Raw genomic sequence first — 23,518 nt, forward strand, 5'->3', positions numbered from 1 at the left:
GCGATTTTTTATCGCCGGCCTCAGGTACGGAAAGCCGGAGAAAAGTGAGCTGTTCGGCAAAAATGAATTAAAATTGACTCATTTTTGGGCGGCTAGTCACAATATTTTTACAGTCTGATTACAGTTGACGGCGGAGGATAAAAAAGCCCTATCACCGCAGGAAGAAAGCCCGCCGTGGGCGGGCTTGCAAGGGTCAGGCGGCCGGCTGCAGCGTCGGTTTGCGGCTCATCTTGCACACCGTGGCGATGGCGGCGATCAGCGCCGGCACGCACAGGAACATCAGGATGCTCTGCACTTCCCACTGCATAGCCAGCAGTTGGGCGCCCATCATGGTGCCGGCGACGCCGCCGAAGCGGCCGATGCCCTGCATCCAGGCGATGCCGGTGGCGCGGCTGTGGGTCGGGTAGAAGGTCGCCGCCAGCGTTTGCAGCCCGGACTGCGCGCCGTTCATGGTGACGCCCATCAGGAAGATGAAGGCGCCCAGCAGCACGATCTGTTTATCCTCGGTGGCCATCGCCACGATCAGCAGGGCGGTGACGACAAAGCCGCTCGAGACTACTTTGTGCGCATTCCAGCGGTCCATCAACCAGCCGGCCACCAGGATGCCCAGCGTGCCGCCGAAGGTGAACAGCGAGGTGAGCATCGCCGATTGCTCCAACTGATAGCCCAATCCCTGCATCAGGATTGGCATCCAGCTCAGCAACACGTAGTAGATCACCAGCCCCATAAAGTAGGTCAGCCACAGCATCAGCGTGCCGAGCAGGTAAGGGCGGCTGAACAGCAGGCCGACGCTGGTCTTGGTCTGCGCCAGCTTCTCTTCGTACAGGTAAAAACGCGTCACGCCGTCGAGGCTCCGGCTGACGAAGCGCTGCGCGATGCGCTTGATCTTCGCCGCATCCTGGCCGCGGTTAACCATATATTTAACCGACTCCGGCAGCAGCAGGATCAGCAGGACAGTCAAGACCAGCGGCGCGATGGCACCGAGCAGCAGCACGCTGTGCCAGCCGTAGGTCGGGATCAGCCACGATGAAATGGCGCCGCCGCCGGCCGCGCCCAGCGGAAAACCGCAGTACATGGTGTTGATCGCCAGCGAACGGCAGCGCTGCGGCGCGTATTCGGAGATCAAGGTAATGGCGTTGGGCATCGCCGCCCCCAGCCCGAGACCGGTGAGGAAGCGCCACAGCGTCAGGCTGTTGAGCGAACCGGCGTAGGCGGTGGCCAGGCTCGACAGGCCGAAGAACAGGCAGGAAAACACCAGCACGCGCTTGCGGCCGATGCGGTCGGAGATCGGCCCGGCGATCAGCGCGCCGAGCGACAGCCCCAGCAGCGCAGCGCTCAGCACCGGCCCCAGATCCTGCTTCACGATGCCCCAGTCTTTGGCGACCGAGGGGGCGATATAGCCCATGGCGGCGGTATCGAAGCCGTCGATGGCGAGGATCAGAAATCCGAGAATGATCAGTGTCCAGTGAAACAGCGAAAACTTGCTGTCGTCGATGGCCTGTTGAATGTTTAACTCGCTGGTGGAATGAGTCATGGCACCCTCTAAACGCAGATGTAGTCGTGATGGATGGAACGTGGCCGAAACTGGCGCTCGGCTTGTGTTTGCTTGTATATACATCTGCGCGTCGGCGCTTTATGTCAAATATAATTATCTTATTTGTTAACTGTGTGTTGTTTTCTGTGGAGCAGGTTGCACCGCCGATGAAAGGCCAAAGACCGGTTAACAAATTAAATGAACGCCATTGGCGGTGAGATATGCTGACGGCGGCGCGGAGGATAAAATTTAATACAATTTTGGCCGTTTGGTCGCCGGGCCGGAATCTGCGATAATCGCTTTTTACTTTTCCAGATTGAGAAACCGATGCAGTACCCGATCAACGAGATGTTCCAAACCTTGCAGGGCGAAGGCTTTTTCACCGGCGTTCCGGCCATTTTCATCCGCCTGCAGGGCTGCCCGGTAGGGTGCAGCTGGTGCGACACCAAACATACCTGGGAAAAGGAAGCCCATCGGGAAGTCGACCTGCAACGGATCCTGGTCAAAACAGAAGAGAGCGACGCCTGGGGCAATGCCGGCGCCGAGCAGCTGTTGGCGGTGATGCGCCAACAAGGTTACACCGCGCGCCATGTGGTGATCACCGGCGGTGAACCCTGCATCTACGATCTGGCGCCGTTGACCGAGCTGTTCGAGCAGCACGGCTACCGTTGCCAGATTGAAACCAGCGGCACCCACGAAATTCGCTGCTCCGCCAACACCTGGGTGACGGTTTCGCCCAAGGTGAATATGCGCGGCGGCATGAAGGTGCTGGATCAGGCGCTGCGGCGCGCCGACGAGGTGAAGCATCCGGTGGCGCGCGAGCGCGATATCGAGGCGCTGGATGCGCTGCTGGCGACGCTGCAGGACGATAAGGCGCGCATTATCGCGCTGCAGCCGATCAGCCAGAAAGAAGAGGCGACCCGCCTGTGCATCGAAACCTGCATTGCGCGCAATTGGCGGTTGTCGATGCAGACCCACAAATATCTGAATATCGCCTGAGTTTTTTATTGGCCGCAGGCCTTCGAACGGGACGGGAGTTACGGTGAAAATTGTATCGCGTGCATTCGAGGCGGTGACGGAAGCGGAATTGCGGTCGATTCGCTCGCTGTTGTCCGACGCTTTCCCCGAGATAACCGACGGATTTTATCGGCGGCAGGTGCCGGCTTGCCTGGTGACCGCCACGGAAGGCGAGGCGATCGTTGGCCAACTGGCGGTGCATGAGCGGCCGGTGTTGATTGACGGTGAGGCCGAGGTGATCGGCATCATCGGGCTGGTGGCCGTGGCACACACGCATCGGCGCCGCGGCGTGGCCGCAAACATGCTGGTGAAGGCGCATGACTATTTGCGCAGTAAAGGGATCGCGTATTCCATACTGTTTGCGGTAAGCGAAAAGTACTATACCGGCGCCGGCTATCGGGCGATGGAAAACGAGACGGCGTTCATTGAGGATGGCGAGAGCAAAACGTTTGTCTATCGAGGGGGAATGGCGCTGAGCCTGTCGGAAAGGCCCTGGACGGCGCGGCGCTTGGATCTGCAAGGCGAGGTAGTGTGAGGGTATCTGCACATACCCTCACGGCATCAACCTTTATATACGCATCCCGCTGTACAGGTCTCTTTCACCATCACCGCAGTCAGTTCCGGTAACTGGGGCTTGAGCTGCTGCCAAATCCAGGCGGCGAGCACTTCGCTGGTGGGATTTTCCAATCCTGGAATATCGTTCAGATAATGGTGATCCAGCCGCTCCCAGATCGGGGAAAACACAGCCTTGAGCTCGGCGAAATCCATCACCCAACCGGTGTGGGGATCCACTTCACCGGTCACTTCCAGACGCACCATAAACGAATGCCCATGCAGACGGCCGCATTTGTGGCCCTCCGGCACATGCGGCAAACGGTGTGCGGCTTCAAACTGAAAATCTTTAAACAGCGTGGTTGCCATTATTACGGCCTCATTGACTCAAAAACCGCCGCATAGTACCGGAAAGCGCGTCTGCTTGCCATTTATACCGTTATGGTCTACCGCCACGGCAAACGCATCCGGTTAACACTTTTTTTGTTTGGTGTCTGCGGCACCTATCGGCTGGGGTTATGAGCCGAAATATTGAACGGTGAAAAAATGATGAAAAAAAGTGCTTTATTTTCATCTGGATAAAAAACTTTGTTTAACGGTTTAAGCGTTATCCCTTACCAGAAAAACAGCTTAGTCATTTTGGTTATGATTTATTGCTATCCCTTATTTAATCGTTGCTATTCTGCTCGGTAACCTTACAAACTCTCCTGATCTTTTCCGCACACCCGACGCAGCGAAGAGACAGCGACTGACACTGGCGCGCGCCTGGCAGGAAAGGCGCTAAGTATAGGAAATAAGTACAGCAATGACGACTCAGGCTCCTCCAACATCTTTGCTCCCGCTGACGCCCGAACAGCTGGCACGCCTGCAGGCGACGATCGGCGACTATTCGCCGACGCAGCTGGCGTGGCTGTCCGGTTATTTTTGGGGCATGGTCAATCAACAGCCAGGAGCCGTGGCCATTGCGCCCGCCGCCCCTGCCGCCGCCGGCATCACCATCATTTCCGCTTCGCAGACCGGCAATGCGCGCCGCCTGGCGGAGCAGCTGCGCGACGATTTGCTGGCCGCCAATCTGAACGCCACGCTGATCAGCGCCGGCGACTACAAATTCAAACAGATAGCGCAAGAGCGCCTGCTGGTGATCGTCGCCTCCACGCAAGGGGAAGGCGAGCCGGCGGAAGAAGCGGTGGCGCTGCATAAATACCTGTTCTCGAAAAAGGCGCCGAAGCTGAGTGACACCGCGTTTGCGGTGTTCGGGCTGGGCGACACCTCTTATGAGAATTTCTGTCAGTCCGGTAAAGATTTCGACGCCAAGTTGGCCGAACTGGGCGCCGAGCGCCTGGTGGAGCGCGTGGATGCCGACGTGGAGTATCAGGAACTGGCCGCCGCCTGGCGCAAACAGGTGGTGTCGGTGCTGAAGGCGCGCGCGCCGGCGGAAAGCGCCGCGCCGGGCGCGTTGGCCAGCGGCGCGGTCGACCTGATCGACAGCAGCCCATACAGCAAGGAACAACCGCTCACCGCCCAACTGGCGGTCAAGCAGAAAATTACCGGCCGCGCGTCCGATAAAGACGTGCGCCATATCGAGATCGATTTGGGCGATTCGGGCCTGCGCTACCAGCCTGGCGATGCGCTCGGCGTATGGTTCGACAACGATCCGGCGCTGGTGGACGAACTGGTGCAGCTATTGTGGCTGAAAGGCGACGAACCGGTCGAGGTGGAAGGGCAAACCCTGCCGCTGGCGCAGGCGCTGCGCAGCCATTTCGAACTGACGCAGAACACCACGCCGATCGTCGATAAATACGCCGCGCTGTCGCGCGACGAAAAGCTGATCGGTCTGTTGGCGGATAAAGCCGCGCTGCAGCAGTATGCGCACAACACGCCGATCGTCGACATGGTGCGCCAGGCGCCGGCGGATCTGAGCGCCGAACAGCTGGTCGGGCTGCTGCGTCCGCTGACGCCGCGCCTGTACTCCATCGCCTCTTCACAGGCGGAAAATGAGAACGAAGTGCACATCACCGTGGGCGTCGTGCGTTACGACATCGACGGGCGCGCTCGCAGCGGCGGCGCCTCCGGTTTCCTGGCGGACCGCCTGGAGGAGGACGGCGACGTGCGGGTGTTTATCGAGCACAACGACAACTTCCGTCTGCCGGCCAACCCGGAAACGCCGGTGATCATGATCGGCCCGGGCACCGGCATCGCGCCGTTCCGCGCCTTTATGCAGCAGCGCGACGCTGACGGCGCCGGTGGCAAAAACTGGCTGTTCTTCGGCAACCCGCACTTTACCGAAGATTTCCTGTACCAGGTTGAATGGCAGCGCTACGTGAAAGACGGCCTGCTCACCCGCATCGATCTGGCCTGGTCCCGCGACCAGCAACATAAAATATACGTACAAGACAAACTGCGCGAACAGGGCGCGGAAGTGTGGCGCTGGATTCAGGAAGGCGCGCACATTTACGTCTGCGGCGATGCCAATCGCATGGCGAAAGACGTGGAACACACATTACTGGAACTGGTGGCCGAGCACGGTGGCATGGATACCGAGCAGGCGGATGAATTTTTAAGTGAGCTGCGCCTTGAGCGCCGTTATCAGCGAGATGTTTACTGATGAGTGATAAACACCCCGGGCCTTTGGTAGTCGAAGGCAAACTGGCCGATGCGGAGCGCATGAAGAAGGAGAGTAACTTCCTGCGCGGCACCATCGCCGAAGATTTGAACGACGGCCTGACCGGCGGCTTCAACGGCGACAACTTCCTGCTGATCCGTTTTCACGGCATGTACCAGCAGGATGATCGTGACATTCGCGCCGAACGCGCCGAGCAGAAGCTGGAGCCGCGCCACGCCATGATGCTACGTTGCCGCCTGCCGGGCGGCGTCATCAGCCCGCAGCAGTGGCTGGGCATCGACAAGTTCGCGCAGGAGAGCACGCTGTACGGCAGCATTCGCATCACCAACCGCCAAACGTTCCAGTTTCACGGCATCCTGAAAGGCAACGTCAAACCGGTGCACCAGTTGCTGAATCGCCTGGGGCTGGACGCGCTGGCGACCGCCAACGACGTGAACCGCAACGTGCTGTGCACCTCCAACCCGGTGGAGTCCGAGCTGCATCAGGAAGCCTACGAGTGGGCGAAGAAGATCTCTGAACACCTGCTGCCGCGCACCCGCGCCTACGCAGAGGTGTGGCTGGATCAGGAAAAGGTGGCCACCACCGACGAAGAGCCGATTCTGGGGCCGACCTACCTGCCGCGCAAATTCAAAACCACGGTGGTGATCCCGCCGCAGAACGACGTCGATCTGCACGCCAACGACATGAACTTCGTGGCGATCGCCGAAAACGGCAAGCTGGTGGGCTTCAACCTGCTGGTGGGCGGCGGGCTGTCTATTGAGCACGGCAACAAGAAAACCTACGCGCGGCAGGCCAGCGAGTTCGGCTACATTCCGCTCGAGCATACGCTGGCGGTGGCGGAAGCGGTGGTCACCACGCAGCGCGACTGGGGCAACCGCACCGACCGCAAGAACGCCAAGACCAAATACACGCTGGAGCGCGTCGGCGTGGACGTTTTCCGCGCCGAAGTGGAAAAGCGCGCCGGCATCACCTTCGCGCCGATCCGCCCGTATGAATTCACCGGCCGCGGCGATCGCATCGGTTGGGTGAAGGGCATCGACGATCAGTGGCATCTGACGCTGTTTATCGAGAACGGCCGCCTGCTGGACTATCCGGGGCGCCCGCTGAAGACCGGCATGGCGGAGATCGCCAAGATCCATAAAGGCGACTTCCGTCTGACGGCGAACCAAAACGTGATCATCGCCGGCGTGCCGGAAAGCGAGAAGGCCAAGATCGACGCCTTGGCGCGCGATCATGGCCTGATCGACGACCAGATCAGCGAGCAACGCAAGAACTCGATGGCCTGTGTGTCGTTCCCGACCTGCCCGCTGGCGATGGCGGAGGCCGAGCGCTTCCTGCCGCAGTTCGTCACCAAGGTTGAGGCGATCATGCATCGGCACGGGATGGGCGACGAGCATATCGTGCTGCGCATCACCGGCTGCCCGAACGGCTGCGGCCGCGCGCTGCTGGCGGAGCTGGGGCTGGTGGGCAAGGCGGTCGGCCGCTATAACCTGCATTTGGGCGGCAACCGCGAAGGCACGCGCATTCCGCGCATGTACCGCGAAAACATCAACGAAGACGAGATCCTGAGCGAGATCGACCTGTTGGTGGGGCGCTGGGCGAAGGAGCGCAACGCCGGCGAAGGCTTCGGCGACTTCACCGTTCGCGCGGGCATCGTCAAACCGGTGCTGGATCCGGCGCGAGATTTCTGGGAGTGAGGCCGGGCGGCCCCTGGGCAGAGGGGCCGCACAGGTAATTTCAAGTATCAGGAGAGACAACATGGCTGAATTCGATCTGGCGGCGCTGAACGCGTTGCCCAAATCCGGGCAGGCGCTGGCATTGGCGGTGGTCAACGGCCAGCTGGAGAGCCTCAGCGCCGAACAGCGCGTTGCATGGGCGCTGGAGCATCTGCCCGGCGAGTTCGTACTCTCGTCCAGTTTCGGCATTCAGGCGGCGGTATGTCTGCACCTGGTGACGCGCATCCGGCCGGATATCCCGGTGATCCTGACCGACACCGGTTATCTGTTCCCGGAAACCTACCGCTTTATCGATCAACTGACCGACCAGCTGAAGCTGAATCTGCAGGTGTTCCGCGCCGAACAGTCTCCCGCCTGGCAAGAGGCGCGCTACGGCAAACTGTGGGAGCAGGGCGTGGAAGGCATTGAAAAGTATAACCAGATCAATAAGGTCGAGCCGATGAACCGCGCGCTGGAGACGCTGGGCGCGCAGAGCTGGTTCGCCGGCCTGCGGCGCGAGCAGTCCGGCAGCCGCGCCAATCTGCCGGTGCTGGCGGTGCAGCGTGGGGTGTTCAAGATCCTGCCGATCATCGACTGGGACAACCGCAAGATTTACCAGTATTTGACCGAACACGGGCTGAGCTACCACCCGTTGTGGGAGCAGGGCTACCTGTCGGTCGGCGATACCCACACCACCCAAAAGTGGGAGCCGGGCATGAGCGAGGAAGAGACGCGCTTCTTTGGCCTGAAGCGCGAGTGCGGTCTGCACGAAGGCTAAACGACGCGAATGACATCACAGGGCTCAGCAATGCTGGGCCCTGCTTTTTTACGGGCTACTTTTTCTTTTGCGCTTTCGGCGGGTGCGCCTGCGCCAGCTCTTTGATCAAGGGCAGCAGGATCTGCACGCTGTCGCGGCTGCGTTTGTCGATCCGCCCCGGCAGGTAGCGATCCAGATATTGCAGGTTGTCGTACTGCGGGCGGTGCCAGGTGATGCCCTGCGGGAAGTGCGGGCTGACGGCGCGCTGCTGGTAGCCATCTTTGTCGCCCAGCGACCAGTTGGTGGCCTCCACTGACAATACCGGGATGCCTGCGGCGTCGAACACCTCTTGATCGGAACAGCAGCCGGTGCCTTGCGGATGCTGCGCGTTGCCTGGGTTGGTGGCGGCGGCGATGCCGTAGCGGTGGGCGATATCCAGCGCGCGATCGCGGGAGCGCTTCGCCATCTGCGGCGGCGTGTTGCGCCCGGCGTTGAAGTACAGACGATCGCCGGTGATCAGGCTGTCGAGGTTGATCACCAGCACGGTGTTGCTTTTCTCTTCCGCGCTCATGCGCTGCAGGTAGTTCTGCGCGCCCAGCGAACCGATCTCTTCAGCGCTGGTGGCGACGAAGCGCAGGCCGTAGGCGGTGGGGATATCCTTCAGGCGTTCCGCCAGCTCCAACATTACGCCGATGCCGGAGGCGTTGTCGTCGACGCCCTGCAGCGTCAGGCCGCCGAGATTGTTATCCAGATCCTCGTCGCTCTGCGGCGTATAGGTGTCGAAGTGGGCGACGATCACGACCTGTTTCGGGCTGCTGCCGTTGCGGGCGGCGATCACCGAGCTGGCGGTGACGTTATTCCAGTTCTTCTTGCCGTCTTTGCTGGTGTAGAGATAGCGCGTATTGACGCTGCGAATGTCGCTTTGGTAACCCATCTTGCCGAACTGCTGCTTGAGATAGTCGGCGGTGAGCAATTCTGCCGGGCTGCCCGCCATGCGGCCGGGGAAGTAAGTGGCGATGTGGCGGGTCTGTTCGGCGGCGAAACGGCCCATTGGCGCGTCTTTTACGGGCTGTGCGGCACAAACGCTGAAGACGCCGCCGAGTGCGAGGGCCAGCAGGCTGGTCTTCAGGTAAAAACGGGAAAACATACCGAAAAATCCTTCTTTGCTATCGGCGCTGCCGATCATTTTTCTTCGGCGCCCAGTATGAGACGACGGGCGGCATTACACAATTTCCCTGTCTCTTAATTTTCGCGCGAACGCGCAAATTGCCGTCGCGATGAGCATGGTTTGCCTCCTGCGCTGCGGCCTATATTCCATAAAGGAACTAATCATTCCTTTTCGTCATTTCAGAGGCTAAATCTCAGCCCGTATAGTCACACTATCTTTCTGTTATATGAAAAGGCTGTTGTGGACTATCTACCAATATTCGCCGACCTGAAACAACGTCCGGTGCTGGTCGTTGGCGGTGGTGACGTGGCGGCGCGTAAAGTCTCCCTGCTTCAGCGCGTCGGGGCTGAAATACGGATAGTTGCGCAGTCGCTCTCACCGGAACTGGAACAACAACGTCAGCAAGGGCGGGTGCTCTGGCTGGGGAAAACCTTTGATCCGCAGCAGCTGGACGACGTGTTTCTGGCGATCGCTGCCACGGACGACAATGCGCTGAACGCTGCGGTGTTCGCCGAGGCGGATAAACGCCGGGTGCTGGCCAACGTGGTGGACGATCAGCCGCGCTGTTCGTTCATCTTCCCGTCGATCATCGATCGCTCGCCGCTGGTGGTGGCCGTATCGTCCAGCGGCCAGGCGCCGGTGCTGGCGCGGTTGCTGCGCGAAAAGCTGGAGGCGTTGCTGCCCGCCAGTTTGGGGCTGATGGCGCAGGTGGCGGGCCGCTGGCGTGGCCAGGTCAAACAGCGGTTGGCTTCGATCGGCGAACGTCGCCGTTTCTGGGAAAAAACCTTCGGTGGCCGTTTCGCCACGCTGGTGGCCAACGGCCAGACGGCGCAGGCGGAACGCCAGCTGGAGCAGGATTTACACCGCTTCGCCGCAGGCGATGAGGGCGCCCAGGGCGAGATAGCCCTGGTGGGCGCCGGGCCGGGCGACGTGGGGCTGTTGACCCTGCGCGGGCTGCAGGTGATGCAGCAGGCGGACGTGGTGCTGTATGACCATCTGGTCAGCGGCGAAATCCTCGATCTGGTGCGCCGCGACGCCGAGCGCATCTGCGTGGGCAAGCGCGCCGGCGCGCACTCGGTGATCCAGGAAGAGACCAATAGGCTGCTGGTGGAACTGGCGCAGCAGGGCAAGCGCGTGGTGCGCCTCAAGGGGGGCGATCCGTTCATCTTCGGCCGCGGCGGTGAAGAGCTGCAGGTGGCCGCCGCCGCCGGCATTCCGTTCCAGGTGGTGCCGGGCGTCACGGCCGCCGCGGGGGCGACTGCCTACGCAGGCATTCCGCTGACGCACCGCGACCACGCGCAGAGCGTGACCTTTATCACCGGCCACTGCCGCCCCGACGGCGATGGCCTGGACTGGGCCGATCTGGCCCGGGCGCGGCAGACGCTGGCTATCTACATGGGCACCATGAAGGCGGCGGACATCAGCCAGCGCCTGATCGCCCACGGTCGCGACGCCGCGACGCCGGTGGCGGTGATCAGCCGCGGTACGCGCGCCGATCAGCAGGTGCAGATCGGCACGCTGGAACAACTGGAATATCTGGCCCAACGGGCGCCGTTGCCGGCGCTGCTGGTGATCGGCGAAGTGGTGGAACTGCACCACCAAATCGCCTGGTTCGGGCATCAATCGCAGACGGAAGGGGCCGCGCGCCCGGCCGTCGTGAATTTGGCATAGGCAAGGCTTTTAAGGACCTGTTATGGACGAAAAACGACTCACTCATTTGCGGCAATTGGAGGCGGAGAGTATCCATATCATCCGTGAAGTCGCCGCTGAATTCGCCAACCCGGTGATGCTGTATTCCATCGGCAAAGACTCTTCCGTGATGCTGCATTTGGCGCGTAAGGCGTTCTTCCCCGGCACGCTGCCATTCTCGCTGCTGCACGTCGATACCGGCTGGAAATTCCGCGAAATGTACGAATTCCGCGATCGCACCGCGAAGGAGTACGGCTTCGAGCTGCTGGTGCATAAAAACCCGGAAGGGGTGGCGATGGGCATCAACCCGTTCGTGCACGGCAGCGCCAAGCATACCGACATCATGAAAACCGAGGGCCTGAAGCAGGCGTTGAACAAGTACGGTTTCGACGCCGCCTTCGGCGGTGCGCGGCGCGACGAGGAGAAATCGCGCGCCAAAGAGCGCATCTATTCGTTCCGCGATCGCTTCCACCGCTGGGATCCGAAAAACCAGCGGCCGGAGCTGTGGCACAACTACAACGGCCAGATCAACAAAGGGGAGAGCATCCGCGTCTTCCCGCTGTCGAACTGGACCGAGCTGGATATCTGGCAGTACATCTTCCTGGAAAACATCGACATCGTGCCGCTGTACCTGGCGAAACCGCGCCCGGTGGTGGAGCGCGACGGCATGCTGATGATGGTGGACGACGATCGCATCGATCTGCAGCCGGGTGAAGTGATCAGCCAGCGCATGGTGCGTTTCCGCACCCTGGGGTGCTGGCCGCTGACCGGCGCGGTGGACTCGCAGGCGCAAACCCTGCCGGAGATCATCGAAGAAATGCTGGTCTCCACCACCAGTGAACGCCAGGGGCGGATGATCGATCGCGATCAGTCCGGCTCGATGGAGCTGAAAAAGCGTCAAGGGTATTTCTAAGGAGCCGCCGGATGAACAACGCAATTGCACAACAAATCGCTGACCAGGGCGGCGTCGAATCTTACCTGCACGCGCAGCAGCACAAGAGCCTGCTGCGCTTTCTGACCTGCGGCAGCGTCGACGACGGCAAAAGCACCCTGATTGGCCGCCTGCTGCACGATACCCGCCAGATCTACGAGGATCAGCTGTCGACGCTGCACAGCGACAGCAAACGCATCGGCACCCAGGGCGAAAAGCTCGACCTGGCGCTGCTGGTGGACGGCCTGCAGGCCGAGCGCGAGCAGGGCATCACCATCGACGTGGCCTATCGCTATTTCTCGACCGAAAAACGTAAATTTATCATCGCCGATACCCCGGGGCATGAGCAGTACACCCGCAACATGGCCACCGGCGCCTCCACCTGCGATCTGGCGATCCTGCTGATCGACGCGCGTAAAGGGGTGTTGGATCAGACTCGCCGCCACAGCTTTATCGCGACTCTGCTGGGCATTCGCCATCTGGTGGTCGCGGTAAACAAAATGGATCTGGTGGACTATCAGGAAGCGGTGTTCGAGCAGTTCAAACAGGATTACCTGACCTTCGCCCAGCAGCTGCCAGGCGATCTGGACATCAAGTTTGTGCCGCTGTCGGCGCTGGACGGCGACAACGTGGCGAGCGAAAGCGCCCATATGCCGTGGTACAGCGGCCCGACGCTGCTGGAAGTGCTGGAGAGCGTTGACGTGGTCAGCGAGCGAGAAAACCAGCCGCTGCGCTTCCCGGTGCAGTACGTCAACCGCCCGAACCTCGATTTTCGCGGCTATGCCGGCACGCTGTCCGCCGGCGTGGTGCGTGTGGGGCAACGCATCAAAGTGCTGCCTTCCGGCGTGGAGTCCAGCGTGGCGCGCATCGTGACCTTCGACGGCGATCTGCCTGAGGCGGTGCCGGGCGAAGCGATTACGCTGGTGCTGAAGGATGAAGTGGACATCAGCCGGGGCGATCTGCTGGTCGACGCCGGCGAAAGTCTGCAGGCGGCGCAGAGCGCGCTGGTAGACGTGGTATGGATGGCCGAGCAGCCGCTGGTGCCGGGCCAGAGCTACGACATCAAGATCGCCGGTAAAAAGACCCGCGCGCGCGTGGAGAGCATCCGTCATCAGGTGGAGATCAATACGCTGGCGCAGCATCCGGCCGACACGTTGCCGCTCAACGGCATCGGATTGGTGGAGCTGACCTTCGACGAACCGCTGGTGCTGGACAGCTACCAGAGCAATCACGACACCGGCGGGCTGATCTTCATCGATCGCATGAGCAACGTCACGGTGGGCGCCGGGCTGGTGCGTGAAACGCTGCAGGCCGCATCGGCGGCGCGCGGCGAATTCAGCGCCTTCGAGCTGGAGCTGAATGCGCTGGTGCGCAAGCACTTCCCGCACTGGGGCGCGCGCGATCTGCTCGGTGGCCGATAAGGTGGCCGCTGAACTGAGGGCGACCGGGCCGGACGATGAGAACGTGGTTTGGCATCCGCACGCGGTGACGCGCGCGGATCGCGAAGCGCGCAACGGCCATCGCGGCGCGGTGCTGTGGTTTACCGGGCTGTCCGGTTCGGGCAAATCCACCGTCGCCGGCGCGCTGGAGCAGGCGCTGCATGGGCTCGGCGTCAGCACCTACCTGCTGGACGGCGATAACGTGCGCCACGGCCTGTGCCGCGATCTCGGCTTCTCCGACGAGGATCGGCGCGAGAACATTCGCCGGGTGGGGGAAGTGGCCAAGCTGATGGTGGACGCCGGGCTGGTGGTGCTGACCGCATTCATTTCGCCGCACCGCGCCGAACGGCAGATGGTGCGTGAGATGCTCGGCGACGATCGCTTTATCGAGGTGTTTGTCGATACGCCGTTGGCGATCTGCGAGGCGCGCGATCCGAAGGGATTGTATAAGAAAGCGCGCGCCGGCGAGCTGCGCAATTTCACCGGTATCGACGCGGTTTACGAGGCGCCGCAGCAGCCGGAAATCCACCTTGATGGCCAACAATTGGTAACAAATTTGATTGCGCAATTGTTAGACGTGTTGCGTGGTCAGGCTATTATCAAACCCTGAATTCAAAAAAAGCGTGTGGCGTTTTTCGCCATGCGCTTTTTACTCTAAGCCGCCGCAGAGCGAGCCGAATAACCAGGGATCACTATGCAAAATGTCACGCCTATCTTGATCGACTCCAAGCAGTCAAAACAGGAGAGAGAGGAGCCTTCTTATTCTTTCCTGGGCGGCGTCAGCGGCTTTGTTTTCTACTGGCTGGCGTTCGCGTTGCCGTTTTTGGTTTACGGTTCCAATACGCTGTTTTTCCTGCTTTATACCTGGCCATTCTTCCTGGCGCTAATGCCGCTGTCGGTGCTGATCGGCATCACTCTCAGCATGCTGCTGCGCGGCCGTCTGATCTTGACGCTGCTGCTGACCGGCGCCGTTGTGCTGTGCCTGTTCTGGCTGGTGTTCAGCTTCCTGACCGGGTGGTGAGAGAGTGGGCGCCGAGGCCGGCGCCCGCAGGATTGCAAAGCCGTGCCGAAGGTTACAAAACTTTGCTCAAAAATGCCTGAGTGCGCGGATTGGACGGGTGACTGAAGATCTGCTGCGGCTGCCCCTCTTCCTGAATGATCCCCTGATCGATAAACAGTACCCGGTCGGCTACCTCGCGGGCAAAGCCCATCTCATGCGTGACGACCACCATGGTCATGCCCTCATGGGCCAGCGATTTCATCACCGTCAACACTTCGCCCACCAGCTCCGGATCGAGCGCGGAGGTCGGTTCGTCGAACAGCATGATTTTGGGCTCCATCGCCAGCGCGCGGGCGATCGCTACCCGCTGCTGCTGGCCGCCGGACAGGCTGTTGGGATAGGCGTCGATTTTGTCGAGCAGGCCGACCTTGCGCAGCAGCTGTTCCGCTTGCGCGATGGCTTCGGCGCGCGGCAGTTTTTTCACGCTTACCGGCGCCATGATGATGTTTTCCAACACCGTCATGTGCGGGAACAGGTTAAAGCGCTGGAACACCATGCCCACGCTTTCACGCATCTTGTTCAGGTCGGTTTTCTGATCGTGGACGGCGAAGCCATTCACCTCTATCTCGCCGCCGGAGAGCGTTTCCAGCGCGTTGATGCAGCGCAGGAAGGTGCTTTTACCGGAGCCGGAGGGGCCGATGACGCACACCACTTCGTTGGCGGCGATCCGGCAGGAAATGCCGCGCAGCACGTGGCTTTCACCGAACTGTTTTTGCAGGTTATGTACGCGAATCACTTTTACCGAACCTCTTTTCCATGTGTTGCACCAGCAGCGAGAGCAGGAAGGTGATGACCCAATAGACCAGCGAAATGGTCAGGTAGGGCTCCCAATAGGTGGCGTAGGCGCCGGAGACGGTGCGGGCGGCATAGGCCAGATCCGCCAGGCCGATGGCGGAGGCCAGCGACGAATCCTTGACGATGGCGATGGCGTTGTTGCCCAGCGGCGGCAGCATGCGCCGGAAGGCTTGCGGCAAGATAACCTGGCGCATGGTCTTGCCGTAGCTCATGCCCAACGAGCGCGATGCTTCCATCTGGCCGCGGTCGATCGATTGGATCCCGGCGCGGAAGATCTCCGACACATAGGCGCCGGCGTTGAGCGTGATCGCCACCACGCAGGAGAGAAAGGCGCCGTAGTCGGCGCGCAGCGCGCGGGCGAAGTCGACGCTCATCAGGCCGCTGGTGACCAGCAGGCCGTCGCGCGGGTTGATGAACAGCGGCACCAGCGCAAAGTGCACCACCATGATCTGCACGAACAGCGGGGTGCCGCGAAAGGCGCTGATGTAGATACGTACCGGCCACTGAACGCCGTAATGCAGGATGGGTTTCCAGATGCCGTGCGGCGCCTGCGCCAAGCGCCCCAGACCGAGGATCAATCCCCAGGTGGTGCCCAGCAGCACGCAGATAATGGTGCATTTGATGGTCATCCAGGCGCCTTCCATAAACAGCGGCGCGTATTCCTGGATGATCTCCCAGCGGAAGTTCAAAGGGTATTCCTTCTTGGTATGCTGAAACGGTGGCGCGCCGACGGCCTTGCGGGCGCCGGCGGCAGGGCATTATTCCGCCGGCAACGTCGGTACGTTGCTGTCGAACCAGGCTTGGTAGATCTTGGCGTAGGTGCCGTCGGCGATGATTTTCTTCAGGCCGGCGTTGATTTTGTTGCGCAGCTCATCGTTGCCTTTGGCGACGGCGATGCCGAAATACTGACGTTCGAACTTGGCGTCGGGCACCAGCTTGAAGGCTTTCTCAGGGTGGGTTTTGATGTAGAACTTGGCCACGCCGACGTCGCCGACCGCCGCGCCGATGCCGTCTTCATACAGCTCTTGCAGCATCAGCGGGGTATTGTCGAAGCGTTTGATGGCGGTGCTGTTTTTGCCCAGTGCGTCGGACACCACGATGTCGCCGGTGCTGGAGTTCACCACGCCGACCTTCAGCGCTTTCAACGCGGCAATGGAGTCTACCTTCGAGTTTTGCGGCACCACGATGGCCTGCTCTGCCGGGAAGTAAGGCGCAGAAAAATCAACCATTTGTTTGCGTTTATCGGTGATGGTGATGCCGGAGATGATGATATCGCGATCGCCGGAATTCAGCGTGGCGAAGATCCCTTCCCACGGCGTATTGATCAGTTTTATCTGGAAACCTTCGGCCTTGGCTACCGCTTTGATTATGTCGATGTCGAAACCTTCCAGCTGCTTTTGGCTGTTTTCAAATTCGAACGGCCGATAGGTGCCGCCGGAGCCAACGACGTAGGTAGGTTCAGCCGCCAACGCGGCGGTGGAGAAGGTGGCGGCCAGGCAGGCGCCGATCAGAACTAAACGTTTTAACATCGCGATCCCCGATAATGAATGGTTATATATTGGAATTATTTATGCACTATGAGTGCATAAAAATAAGCTTCAATGAATGAAAGTGCAACCACTGCATGAGGATTATTCTTTCTATGGTGTTAAATATTCACTTCTTGCTTTGCCTTGGCGTAAGCGACGGGTCAGGATGCGATGGTGCAGTGATTCTTGCTGCATAATGGAGGTGGGGCAGCGTGTGTCTCATTGGAAAACGCGGCGCGCGCGCCGGACTAAAGCGGCTTTTTTTGCCGCTTTCGCAGTGGAATTAGGCGATAAACACGGGAATCCTTCATCCGTATTCTGAATTTGGCGTTGAAATGCCGCTCTCAGTGTGGAGTCCAACGAGAAGTTGTGGGATGATTGGTCGGTTTTTCAGGGGGCGGAGATGGGAAAACTTACGCTGCTATTGCTGGCATTGCTCGGTTGGTTACAGTATTCACTGTGGCTGGGCAAAAATGGTATTCACGATTACGTGCGGGTCAATGAAGACGTTGCGGTCCAACAGGGCAACAACGCGAAGTTGAAAGCGCGTAACGATCAGCTGTTTGCCGAAATCGATGATTTGAACGGCGGTCAGGAAGCGATCGAAGAGCGAGCGCGTAATGAGCTGGGCATGATCAAGCCCGGTGAGACTTTCTATCGTCTGGTTCCTGACCAATCCAGACGCAACGCGGCGTCTTCCTCGCAAAATAACGCACAAAAATAACGCATGAATCACTCCGCAGGCACCTTTCCCTCGGTGATTGCCGTCCTGCCCGCTGCCGGTATCGGCAGCCGCATGCAGGCGGAATGCCCGAAGCAATATTTAACCATCGGCCGGCACAGCATCGTCGAACACGCTATCCATGCCCTGTTGCGCCACCCGCGCATTGAACGGGTGATCGTGGCTATCGGCCCGGAAGATCGTCAGTTCGAACGGCTGCCCATCGCTCAGGATCCGCGGGTGACCGTCACCGAGGGCGGCAAACAGCGCGCCGATTCGGTGATGGCCGGGCTGAAGCTCGCGGGTGATGCGGACTGGGTGCTGGTACACGACGCTGCGCGCCCCTGTCTGCACGCCGACGATCTCGAGCGCCTGTTGGCGATCACCGCACACAGCAAGGTGGGCGGCATTCTCGCTGCGCCGGTGCGCGACACCATGAAGCGCGCCGAACCCGGCCGCGACACCATCGCCCACACCGTTGAACGGCAGGATCTGTGGCATGCGCTGACGCCGCAGCTGTTTCCGCTGCCGCTGCTCAAGCAGTGCCTGCAGCGCGCGCTGGATGAAGGCGCAAACGTCACCGACGAAGCCTCGGCGCTGGAGCATTGCGGTTATCATCCGCTGCTGATCGCCGGCCGGGCGGATAACATTAAAGTAACGCGGCCGGAGGATTTGGCGCTGGCGGCGTTCTATTTGACTCAGTTGGACAATTAAGGAGCGCACCATGCGTATCGGTCACGGTTTTGACGTACATAAATTCGGCGGCGAAGGCCCGTTGGTGATCGGCGGTGTTCGCATCCCTTACGACAAAGGCTTGTTGGCCCACTCCGACGGCGACGTTGCGCTGCACGCCGCGACCGACGCCTTGCTGGGCGCGGCGGCGCTGGGCGATATCGGCAAGCTGTTCCCCGATACCGATCCGGCCTTCAAGGGCGCGGACAGCCGCGAGCTGCTGCGCGAAGCCTGGAAGCGCATCCGCGCCAAAGGGTACCGCCTCGGCAACCTCGACATCACGATTATTGCCCAGGCGCCGAAAATGGCGCCGCACATCCCGCAGATGCGCGTCTTCCTGGCGGAAGATCTGCAGTGCCATATGGATGACGTCAACGTGAAGGCCACGACCACCGAGCAGCTCGGCTTCACCGGGCGCGGCGAGGGCATCGCCTGCGAAGCGGTCGCCTTGCTGATCAAGGAATAACCGCATGGATATGGCGAATCTGACCTGGCTGCATGGCCAGCCGCAGAGCACCGGGGTGTTGAAAGCCAATCCGGAAGACTTCGTGGTGGTGGAAGACCTGGGCTTTGCGCCGGACGGCGAAGGCGAGCATGTGCTGGTGAACATCCGTAAAAACGGCTGCAATACCCAGTTCGTGGCCGACTATCTGGCGCGCTTCGCCGGTATTCACGCCCGTTCCGTCAGCTATGCGGGCTTGAAGGATCGCCACGCGGTGACCGAACAGTGGTTCTGCCTGCATATGCCGGGCAAAGACACGCCGGATTTCTCACAGTTTGCGCTGGAAGGCTGCGAGGTGCTCTCGTTCGCCCGCCACCTGCGCAAAATGCGCATCGGCAATCTGAAGGGCAACCACTTTACGCTGGTGCTGCGCCAGATTTCCGATCGTCAGGACGTTGAGCGCCGCCTGCAGGCTATCGCCGCGCAGGGCGTGCCAAACTATTTCGGCAGCCAACGCTTCGGCCGCGGCGGCAACAATCTGGTGATGGCGCGCCGCTGGGCGAACGACGAAATCCGCGTTAAAGAGCGCAGCAAGCGCAGCTTCTACCTTTCCGCCAGCCGCAGTGCGCTGTTCAATCTGATAGCCGGCCGGCGCCTGGCCGACGGCCTGCAGCGCACCGTGCTGGAAGGGGATGCCCTGCAGTTGAGCGGCCGCGGTAGCTGGTTCGTCGCCAAAGCCGATGAGCTGGAGACGTTGCAACAGCGGCTGGATGCCGGCGAGCTGGCGATCACGGCCTCCTTGCCGGGCGACGGAGAGCCAGGCACCGCCGGCCAAGCCTTGGCTTTTGAACAACAATGCTTGGCGGAACAACCGGAATTGCTTACGCTTTTAAAGCGCGAGCGTGTCGAACCCGCTCGCCGGGCCCTGCTGTTGCAGCCGCAAAATTTGCAGTGGAACTGGTGGGATGACGTTACCGTGGAACTGCGCTTCTGGTTGCCGGCAGGCAGCTTTGCTACCAGCGTGGTTCGCGAAATCATGCAGCAGGATAACAGTGATGCGGATATTGCTGAGTAACGATGACGGCGTCAGCGCCCCGGGCATTCAGGTGCTGGCGGCGGCGCTGCGGGAGTTTGCCGAGGTGCAGGTCGTGGCGCCGGATCGTAACCGCAGCGGTTCTTCCAATGCCCTGACGCTGGAGTCGCCGCTGCGCACGCAGACGCTGGCCAACGGCGATATCGCGGTGCTGCAGGGGACGCCGACCGACTGCGTTTATCTTGGCGTCAACGCATTGATGCGCCCTGCGCCGGATATCGTGGTCTCCGGCATTAACGCCGGACCGAATTTAGGCGATGACGTCATCTATTCCGGCACCGTCGCGGCGGCGATGGAGGGCCGGCACCTGGGGCTGCCCGCGCTGGCGGTGTCGCTGAACGGTCACCAACACTACGCGACTGCAGCGGCCATTACCTGCCGCATCTTGCGTGCGCTGCAGCGTGAACCGTTACGCACCGGAAAAATCCTGAATATCAACGTGCCGGATTTGCCGCTGGTGGAGATCAAAGGACTGCGCGTCACTCGCTGTGGCAGCCGCCATCCCGCCGATAAGGTCTTCTGCCAGCAGGATCCGCGTGGACAAAATCTCTACTGGATCGGGCCGCCTGGTGATAAATTTGATGTCGGGCCGGATACCGACTTTGCGGCGGTGGAACAAGGCTATGTGGCGATCACGCCGCTACAGGTGGATCTGACCGCCTACGCGGCGCAGGAAGTCGTGAAAACATGGTTAACCAAGGCAGAGGTTAGCGGGGAATGGTGAACAAGCGTATGCAAACATTGCTGACGCAGCTGCGTCAGCAAGGGATCCGGGACGAAAAGCTGCTGCGAGCGATCGAAGCGGTGCCGCGCGAGCGTTTTGTCGACGAAGCGCTGGATCATAAAGCCTACGAAAACACTGCATTACCGATCGGTTCCGGCCAGACTATTTCTCAGCCTTATATGGTGGCGCGGATGACCGAGCTGCTGAATCTGAAGCCTACTTCACGGGTGCTTGAGATCGGCACCGGTTCCGGTTATCAAACCGCCATCCTGGCGCATCTGGTGCAACACGTTTGTTCCGTCGAGCGCATCAAGGGGCTGCAGTGGCAGGCCAAGCGCCGCCTGAAGCAGCTCGACCTTCATAATGTTTCCACTCGCCACGGCGACGGCTGGCAGGGCTGGGCGTCGCGCGGCCCGTTCGATGCGATCATCGTCACTGCCGCGCCGCCGGAGATCCCGCAGGCGCTGGTTGAGCAGTTGGACGACGGCGGCATTTTGGTGTTGCCGGTGGGCGAGCAGGCCCAAACCCTCAAACGCATTCAGCGCCATGGCAACGATTTCGTGGTCGACGCGGTAGAGGCGGTGCGCTTTGTGCCGCTGGTGAAAGGCGAATTGGCCTAGCGATTGTCTGATTTTTCGACCGTCTGAAAAATCTGTTGCACTTTCATCACGTGCGGATAAGGTTTTCTCGTTCCAATCAGGCTAATTTTCACTAGAATTGGCCTTTCTACGTAGTTGTCTTATGGTGCGGTGACGCCAATGTGGTTAGCATTGGCGCGCGTTTTGATGCTCCGGCGGGAGATGACCTGGCGTTCAGGGATCGGCCGGCGGCGCCTTTACATCGCAGAAACTGGGAAGTGGCAAAAGCTCGGCTACGATGTAAAGGGTATTTTGGATATATCACTGATATTGCTGTCATGGGGGAAGCATGAGCACGGGAAGCCCAATGATTACGTTACGCCGGGTTGCGGTGTGTACGATGGTAAGTTTGTGGTTGGCGGGTTGTACAAACACGGCCTCGACGTCAGCCCCTATCAGCAGCGTGGGCGGCGGCGGCGCCGTTCCATCCGGCAATAATAATGGCGGAGCGCAGCAGGCCAGCCCAGAGGGCCGCATTGTCTATAACCGCAGTTATAACGCTATCCCTAAAGGGAGCTACAGCGGCGGCGACACCTATACGGTCAAGCGCGGTGATACGCTGTTTTACATCGCCTGGATCACCGGCAACGATTTCCGCGACCTGGCGCAGCGCAACAATATTCCCGAGCCTTACAGCCTGAATGTTGGCCAAACCATTCAACTTGGTAATGGTTCTGCCAATGGCGGCGGCGGTATGCTGGCGACGACTGACGCGACCAAAGGCGGTGTTCCGAAGCCACCTTCCAGCACCCAGATCCAGACGGCAACGGTTGATTCTCAATCAACTAACGCGTATTCTGAAAACTCGGGTAAACAGAATGTAGGTAAGATGTTACCTGCAGCGGGCGCCGTAGCGGTTGGGACCGCGACTGCGCCTGTTACCGCACCGGAAGCCGCTCCACCAGTGAGCAGCACCGTCAGCAACAGCGCTCCGGTCAGTACCTGGAGATGGCCGACTGACGGCAAGATTATTGATAACTTTTCCTCATCAGAAGGTGGGAATAAGGGCGTCGATATCGCCGGTTCCCGTGGGCAGCCTATCTTCGCTACCGCCGATGGTCGCGTAGTGTATGCAGGCAACGCTTTACGGGGTTACGGTAATCTAATCATCATCAAACATAATGATGATTACCTGAGCGCCTACGCTCATAACGACACAATGCTGGTCCGGGAACAACAAGAAGTGAAGGCGGGTCAAAAAATAGCCACCATGGGTAGCTCCGGTACCAGTTCAGTACGTTTGCATTTTGAAATTCGTTACAAGGGGAAATCCGTAAACCCGCTGCGTTATCTTCCGCAGCGATAGATTGGGCAGAATACGCTGAGATTCTGCTCGCGGTATCACGGGTAGGAGCAGCATATGAGCCAAAATACGCTGAAAGTTAACGAGTTACATGATGATGCGGATTTCGACGAGAATGGAGCTGAGGCTGAGTCGTTTGATGAAAAAGCGCTGGTAGAAGAAGAGGCCAGCGAGAACGATTTAGCGGAAGAAGAGCTGTTGTCTCAAGGCGTTACGCAACGCGTATTGGATGCGACGCAGCTCTATCTGGGTGAGATCGGTTATTCACCTCTGTTGACCGCAGAGGAAGAGGTCTATTTTGCGCGGCGTGCTCTGCGCGGTGACGTGCCGTCCCGCCGTCGCATGATTGAAAGCAACCTGCGGCTGGTGGTGAAAATCGCCCGCCGCTACAGCAACCGCGGTCTGGCGCTGCTGGATCTGATCGAAGAGGGTAACCTCGGTCTGATCCGCGCGGTGGAAAAATTCGACCCGGAACGCGGTTTCCGTTTCTCCACTTACGCAACCTGGTGGATCCGTCAGACGATTGAACGGGCGATCATGAACCAAACCCGCACCATTCGTTTGCCTATCCATATCGTCAAAGAACTGAATGTTTATCTGCGCACCGCGCGCGAGCTTTCCCATAAACTGGATCATGAACCGAGCGCTGAAGAGATTGCCGAGCAACTCGACAAGCCGGTGGATGACGTCAGCCGCATGCTGCGCCTGAATGAGCGCATCACCTCGGTGGATACGCCGTTGGGCGGGGATTCGGAGAAAGCGCTGCTGGACATTCTGGCCGACGAGAAGGACAACGGGCCTGAAGACACCACGCAAGACGACGATATGAAGCAAAGCATCGTCAAATGGCTGTTCGAACTGAACGCCAAACAGCGTGAAGTGTTGGCGCGTCGTTTCGGCCTGCTGGGCTATGAAGCGGCGACGCTGGAAGACGTGGGCCGGGAGATTGGCCTGACGCGTGAACGCGTCCGTCAGATTCAGGTTGAAGGTCTGCGTCGCCTGCGTGAGATTCTGCAGATGCAGGGCCTGAGCATTGAGGCGCTGTTCCGCGAATAA

Annotated in this window: 24 protein-coding genes; 18 read left to right on the forward strand and 6 right to left on the reverse strand. The window is 60.1% G+C overall.

Going from position 1 to position 23,518, the window contains the following annotated elements; genetic code table 11:
- Window positions 1-193 precede the first annotated feature (193 nt).
- Complete coding sequence (locus EDY99_RS00600) at window positions 194-1,534, reverse strand: aromatic acid/H+ symport family MFS transporter (protein WP_089191193.1); 1,341 nt, start codon at window positions 1,532-1,534, stop codon at window positions 194-196.
- Between the two features lie 327 nt (window positions 1,535-1,861).
- Between EDY99_RS00600 and queE the strand changes: the two genes are divergently transcribed.
- Window positions 1,862-2,533, forward strand: a complete 672-nt coding sequence (queE, locus tag EDY99_RS00605) for a 7-carboxy-7-deazaguanine synthase QueE (protein WP_033641878.1) — start codon at window positions 1,862-1,864, stop codon at window positions 2,531-2,533.
- 43 nt (window positions 2,534-2,576) lie between these two features.
- On the forward strand, window positions 2,577-3,086 hold the full coding sequence (locus EDY99_RS00610) for a GNAT family N-acetyltransferase (RefSeq protein ID WP_049866645.1): 510 nt from the start codon (window positions 2,577-2,579) through the stop codon (window positions 3,084-3,086).
- A gap of 26 nt (window positions 3,087-3,112) precedes the next feature.
- Here EDY99_RS00610 and queD read toward each other — a convergent pair whose 3' ends face one another.
- Complete coding sequence (gene queD / locus EDY99_RS00615) at window positions 3,113-3,472, reverse strand: 6-carboxytetrahydropterin synthase QueD (RefSeq protein ID WP_004932638.1); 360 nt, start codon at window positions 3,470-3,472, stop codon at window positions 3,113-3,115.
- 436 nt (window positions 3,473-3,908) lie between these two features.
- Between queD and cysJ the strand changes: the two genes are divergently transcribed.
- The 3 genes from cysJ (at window position 3,909) to EDY99_RS00630 (ending at window position 8,219) form a co-directional block, all read left to right on the forward strand.
- Window positions 3,909-5,708 (forward strand): NADPH-dependent assimilatory sulfite reductase flavoprotein subunit, encoded by a 1,800-nt coding sequence (gene cysJ / locus EDY99_RS00620; protein WP_033651649.1) that lies wholly within the window; start codon window positions 3,909-3,911, stop codon window positions 5,706-5,708.
- Window positions 5,708-7,423, forward strand: coding sequence for an assimilatory sulfite reductase (NADPH) hemoprotein subunit (gene cysI, locus EDY99_RS00625; RefSeq protein WP_123061392.1), 1,716 nt, complete (start codon window positions 5,708-5,710; stop codon window positions 7,421-7,423). Before cysJ ends, cysI begins: the two co-directional genes overlap by 1 nt.
- Window positions 7,424-7,484: 61 nt before the next feature.
- A complete protein-coding gene (locus EDY99_RS00630) occupies window positions 7,485-8,219 on the forward strand; it encodes a phosphoadenylyl-sulfate reductase (RefSeq protein ID WP_047025218.1) in 735 nt (244 codons plus the stop codon).
- A gap of 55 nt (window positions 8,220-8,274) precedes the next feature.
- Here the strand turns inward: EDY99_RS00630 and EDY99_RS00635 are convergent, their stop codons facing one another.
- On the reverse strand, window positions 8,275-9,345 hold the full coding sequence (locus EDY99_RS00635; protein ID WP_060660852.1) for an aminopeptidase: 1,071 nt from the start codon (window positions 9,343-9,345) through the stop codon (window positions 8,275-8,277).
- 261 nt (window positions 9,346-9,606) lie between these two features.
- On the opposite strand from EDY99_RS00635, the gene cysG reads away from it, so the two are divergent.
- From cysG to EDY99_RS00660, 5 genes are all read left to right on the forward strand, one after another.
- Window positions 9,607-11,037 (forward strand): siroheme synthase CysG, encoded by a 1,431-nt coding sequence (cysG, locus tag EDY99_RS00640; RefSeq protein ID WP_123061393.1) that lies wholly within the window; start codon window positions 9,607-9,609, stop codon window positions 11,035-11,037.
- A gap of 22 nt (window positions 11,038-11,059) precedes the next feature.
- Complete coding sequence (gene cysD, locus EDY99_RS00645; RefSeq protein ID WP_123061394.1) at window positions 11,060-11,968, forward strand: sulfate adenylyltransferase subunit CysD; 909 nt, start codon at window positions 11,060-11,062, stop codon at window positions 11,966-11,968.
- An 11-nt stretch (window positions 11,969-11,979) separates the two neighbouring features.
- Window positions 11,980-13,407, forward strand: a complete 1,428-nt coding sequence (cysN, locus tag EDY99_RS00650) for a sulfate adenylyltransferase subunit CysN (RefSeq protein ID WP_033641884.1) — start codon at window positions 11,980-11,982, stop codon at window positions 13,405-13,407.
- A complete protein-coding gene (gene cysC / locus EDY99_RS00655) occupies window positions 13,346-14,035 on the forward strand; it encodes an adenylyl-sulfate kinase (RefSeq protein WP_079656228.1) in 690 nt (229 codons plus the stop codon). The genes cysN and cysC overlap by 62 nt, the downstream gene beginning before the upstream one ends.
- An 84-nt stretch (window positions 14,036-14,119) precedes the next feature.
- Window positions 14,120-14,446: a DUF3561 family protein gene (locus EDY99_RS00660; RefSeq protein ID WP_016929047.1), complete on the forward strand. Its 327-nt coding sequence runs from the start codon at window positions 14,120-14,122 to the stop codon at window positions 14,444-14,446.
- Between the two features lie 52 nt (window positions 14,447-14,498).
- On the opposite strand, the gene EDY99_RS00665 is transcribed toward EDY99_RS00660, so the two are convergent.
- The 3 genes from EDY99_RS00665 to EDY99_RS00675 form a co-directional block, all read right to left on the reverse strand.
- Entirely contained in the window at window positions 14,499-15,221 is a 723-nt protein-coding gene (locus EDY99_RS00665; protein ID WP_089194290.1) for an amino acid ABC transporter ATP-binding protein, read from the reverse strand.
- The gene (locus EDY99_RS00670; RefSeq protein ID WP_042706788.1) at window positions 15,205-15,924 is read right to left on the reverse strand and encodes an amino acid ABC transporter permease; all 720 of its coding nucleotides are present in this window, start codon (window positions 15,922-15,924) and stop codon (window positions 15,205-15,207) included. Before EDY99_RS00670 ends, EDY99_RS00665 begins: the two co-directional genes overlap by 17 nt.
- A gap of 114 nt (window positions 15,925-16,038) precedes the next feature.
- Entirely contained in the window at window positions 16,039-16,809 is a 771-nt protein-coding gene (locus EDY99_RS00675) for a basic amino acid ABC transporter substrate-binding protein (RefSeq protein WP_033641887.1), read from the reverse strand.
- A gap of 403 nt (window positions 16,810-17,212) precedes the next feature.
- On the opposite strand from EDY99_RS00675, the gene ftsB reads away from it, so the two are divergent.
- The 8 genes from ftsB (at window position 17,213) to rpoS (ending at window position 23,518) form a co-directional block, all read left to right on the forward strand.
- On the forward strand, window positions 17,213-17,533 hold the full coding sequence (gene ftsB, locus EDY99_RS00680) for a cell division protein FtsB (protein WP_016929043.1): 321 nt from the start codon (window positions 17,213-17,215) through the stop codon (window positions 17,531-17,533).
- Window positions 17,534-17,536: 3 nt separating this feature from the next.
- The gene (gene ispD, locus EDY99_RS00685; RefSeq protein WP_004932598.1) at window positions 17,537-18,244 is read left to right on the forward strand and encodes a 2-C-methyl-D-erythritol 4-phosphate cytidylyltransferase; all 708 of its coding nucleotides are present in this window, start codon (window positions 17,537-17,539) and stop codon (window positions 18,242-18,244) included.
- A 10-nt stretch (window positions 18,245-18,254) separates the two neighbouring features.
- Window positions 18,255-18,728, forward strand: a complete 474-nt coding sequence (ispF, locus tag EDY99_RS00690; RefSeq protein ID WP_004932594.1) for a 2-C-methyl-D-erythritol 2,4-cyclodiphosphate synthase — start codon at window positions 18,255-18,257, stop codon at window positions 18,726-18,728.
- A gap of 4 nt (window positions 18,729-18,732) precedes the next feature.
- On the forward strand, window positions 18,733-19,779 hold the full coding sequence (gene truD / locus EDY99_RS00695) for a tRNA pseudouridine(13) synthase TruD (protein ID WP_033641888.1): 1,047 nt from the start codon (window positions 18,733-18,735) through the stop codon (window positions 19,777-19,779).
- Window positions 19,760-20,521: a 5'/3'-nucleotidase SurE gene (surE, locus tag EDY99_RS00700; RefSeq protein WP_060659942.1), complete on the forward strand. Its 762-nt coding sequence runs from the start codon at window positions 19,760-19,762 to the stop codon at window positions 20,519-20,521. The genes truD and surE overlap by 20 nt, the downstream gene beginning before the upstream one ends.
- Complete coding sequence (locus EDY99_RS00705) at window positions 20,515-21,141, forward strand: protein-L-isoaspartate(D-aspartate) O-methyltransferase (RefSeq protein WP_004932585.1); 627 nt, start codon at window positions 20,515-20,517, stop codon at window positions 21,139-21,141. Before surE ends, EDY99_RS00705 begins: the two co-directional genes overlap by 7 nt.
- Window positions 21,142-21,466: 325 nt before the next feature.
- Window positions 21,467-22,465 (forward strand): murein hydrolase activator NlpD, encoded by a 999-nt coding sequence (nlpD, locus tag EDY99_RS00710; protein ID WP_160880184.1) that lies wholly within the window; start codon window positions 21,467-21,469, stop codon window positions 22,463-22,465.
- Between the two features lie 54 nt (window positions 22,466-22,519).
- The gene (rpoS, locus tag EDY99_RS00715; RefSeq protein ID WP_019455119.1) at window positions 22,520-23,518 is read left to right on the forward strand and encodes an RNA polymerase sigma factor RpoS; all 999 of its coding nucleotides are present in this window, start codon (window positions 22,520-22,522) and stop codon (window positions 23,516-23,518) included.

Origin of the sequence: Serratia sp. LS-1 (assembly GCF_003719595.1) — a bacterium.
GTDB classification, from domain to species: domain Bacteria; phylum Pseudomonadota; class Gammaproteobacteria; order Enterobacterales; family Enterobacteriaceae; genus Serratia; species Serratia ureilytica.

Coding starts and splice junctions, on each gene's coding strand:
- EDY99_RS00630 (WP_047025218.1), top strand. CDS start 7,485: ATGGCTGAATTCGATCTGGCGGCGCTGAACGCGTTGCCCAAATCCGGG.
- EDY99_RS00600 (WP_089191193.1), bottom strand. CDS start 1,534: ATGACTCATTCCACCAGCGAGTTAAACATTCAACAGGCCATCGACGAC.
- cysI (WP_123061392.1), top strand. CDS start 5,708: ATGAGTGATAAACACCCCGGGCCTTTGGTAGTCGAAGGCAAACTGGCC.
- cysN (WP_033641884.1), top strand. CDS start 11,980: ATGAACAACGCAATTGCACAACAAATCGCTGACCAGGGCGGCGTCGAA.
- nlpD (WP_160880184.1), top strand. CDS start 21,467: ATGATTACGTTACGCCGGGTTGCGGTGTGTACGATGGTAAGTTTGTGG.
- truD (WP_033641888.1), top strand. CDS start 18,733: ATGGATATGGCGAATCTGACCTGGCTGCATGGCCAGCCGCAGAGCACC.
- EDY99_RS00675 (WP_033641887.1), bottom strand. CDS start 16,809: ATGTTAAAACGTTTAGTTCTGATCGGCGCCTGCCTGGCCGCCACCTTC.
- EDY99_RS00635 (WP_060660852.1), bottom strand. CDS start 9,345: ATGTTTTCCCGTTTTTACCTGAAGACCAGCCTGCTGGCCCTCGCACTC.
- ftsB (WP_016929043.1), top strand. CDS start 17,213: ATGGGAAAACTTACGCTGCTATTGCTGGCATTGCTCGGTTGGTTACAG.
- EDY99_RS00705 (WP_004932585.1), top strand. CDS start 20,515: ATGGTGAACAAGCGTATGCAAACATTGCTGACGCAGCTGCGTCAGCAA.
- EDY99_RS00660 (WP_016929047.1), top strand. CDS start 14,120: ATGCAAAATGTCACGCCTATCTTGATCGACTCCAAGCAGTCAAAACAG.
- ispD (WP_004932598.1), top strand. CDS start 17,537: ATGAATCACTCCGCAGGCACCTTTCCCTCGGTGATTGCCGTCCTGCCC.
- cysC (WP_079656228.1), top strand. CDS start 13,346: ATGCGCTGGTGCGCAAGCACTTCCCGCACTGGGGCGCGCGCGATCTGC.
- surE (WP_060659942.1), top strand. CDS start 19,760: ATGCGGATATTGCTGAGTAACGATGACGGCGTCAGCGCCCCGGGCATT.
- ispF (WP_004932594.1), top strand. CDS start 18,255: ATGCGTATCGGTCACGGTTTTGACGTACATAAATTCGGCGGCGAAGGC.
- cysJ (WP_033651649.1), top strand. CDS start 3,909: ATGACGACTCAGGCTCCTCCAACATCTTTGCTCCCGCTGACGCCCGAA.
- EDY99_RS00670 (WP_042706788.1), bottom strand. CDS start 15,924: ATGGAAGGCGCCTGGATGACCATCAAATGCACCATTATCTGCGTGCTG.
- queD (WP_004932638.1), bottom strand. CDS start 3,472: ATGGCAACCACGCTGTTTAAAGATTTTCAGTTTGAAGCCGCACACCGT.
- rpoS (WP_019455119.1), top strand. CDS start 22,520: ATGAGCCAAAATACGCTGAAAGTTAACGAGTTACATGATGATGCGGAT.
- cysD (WP_123061394.1), top strand. CDS start 11,060: ATGGACGAAAAACGACTCACTCATTTGCGGCAATTGGAGGCGGAGAGT.
- queE (WP_033641878.1), top strand. CDS start 1,862: ATGCAGTACCCGATCAACGAGATGTTCCAAACCTTGCAGGGCGAAGGC.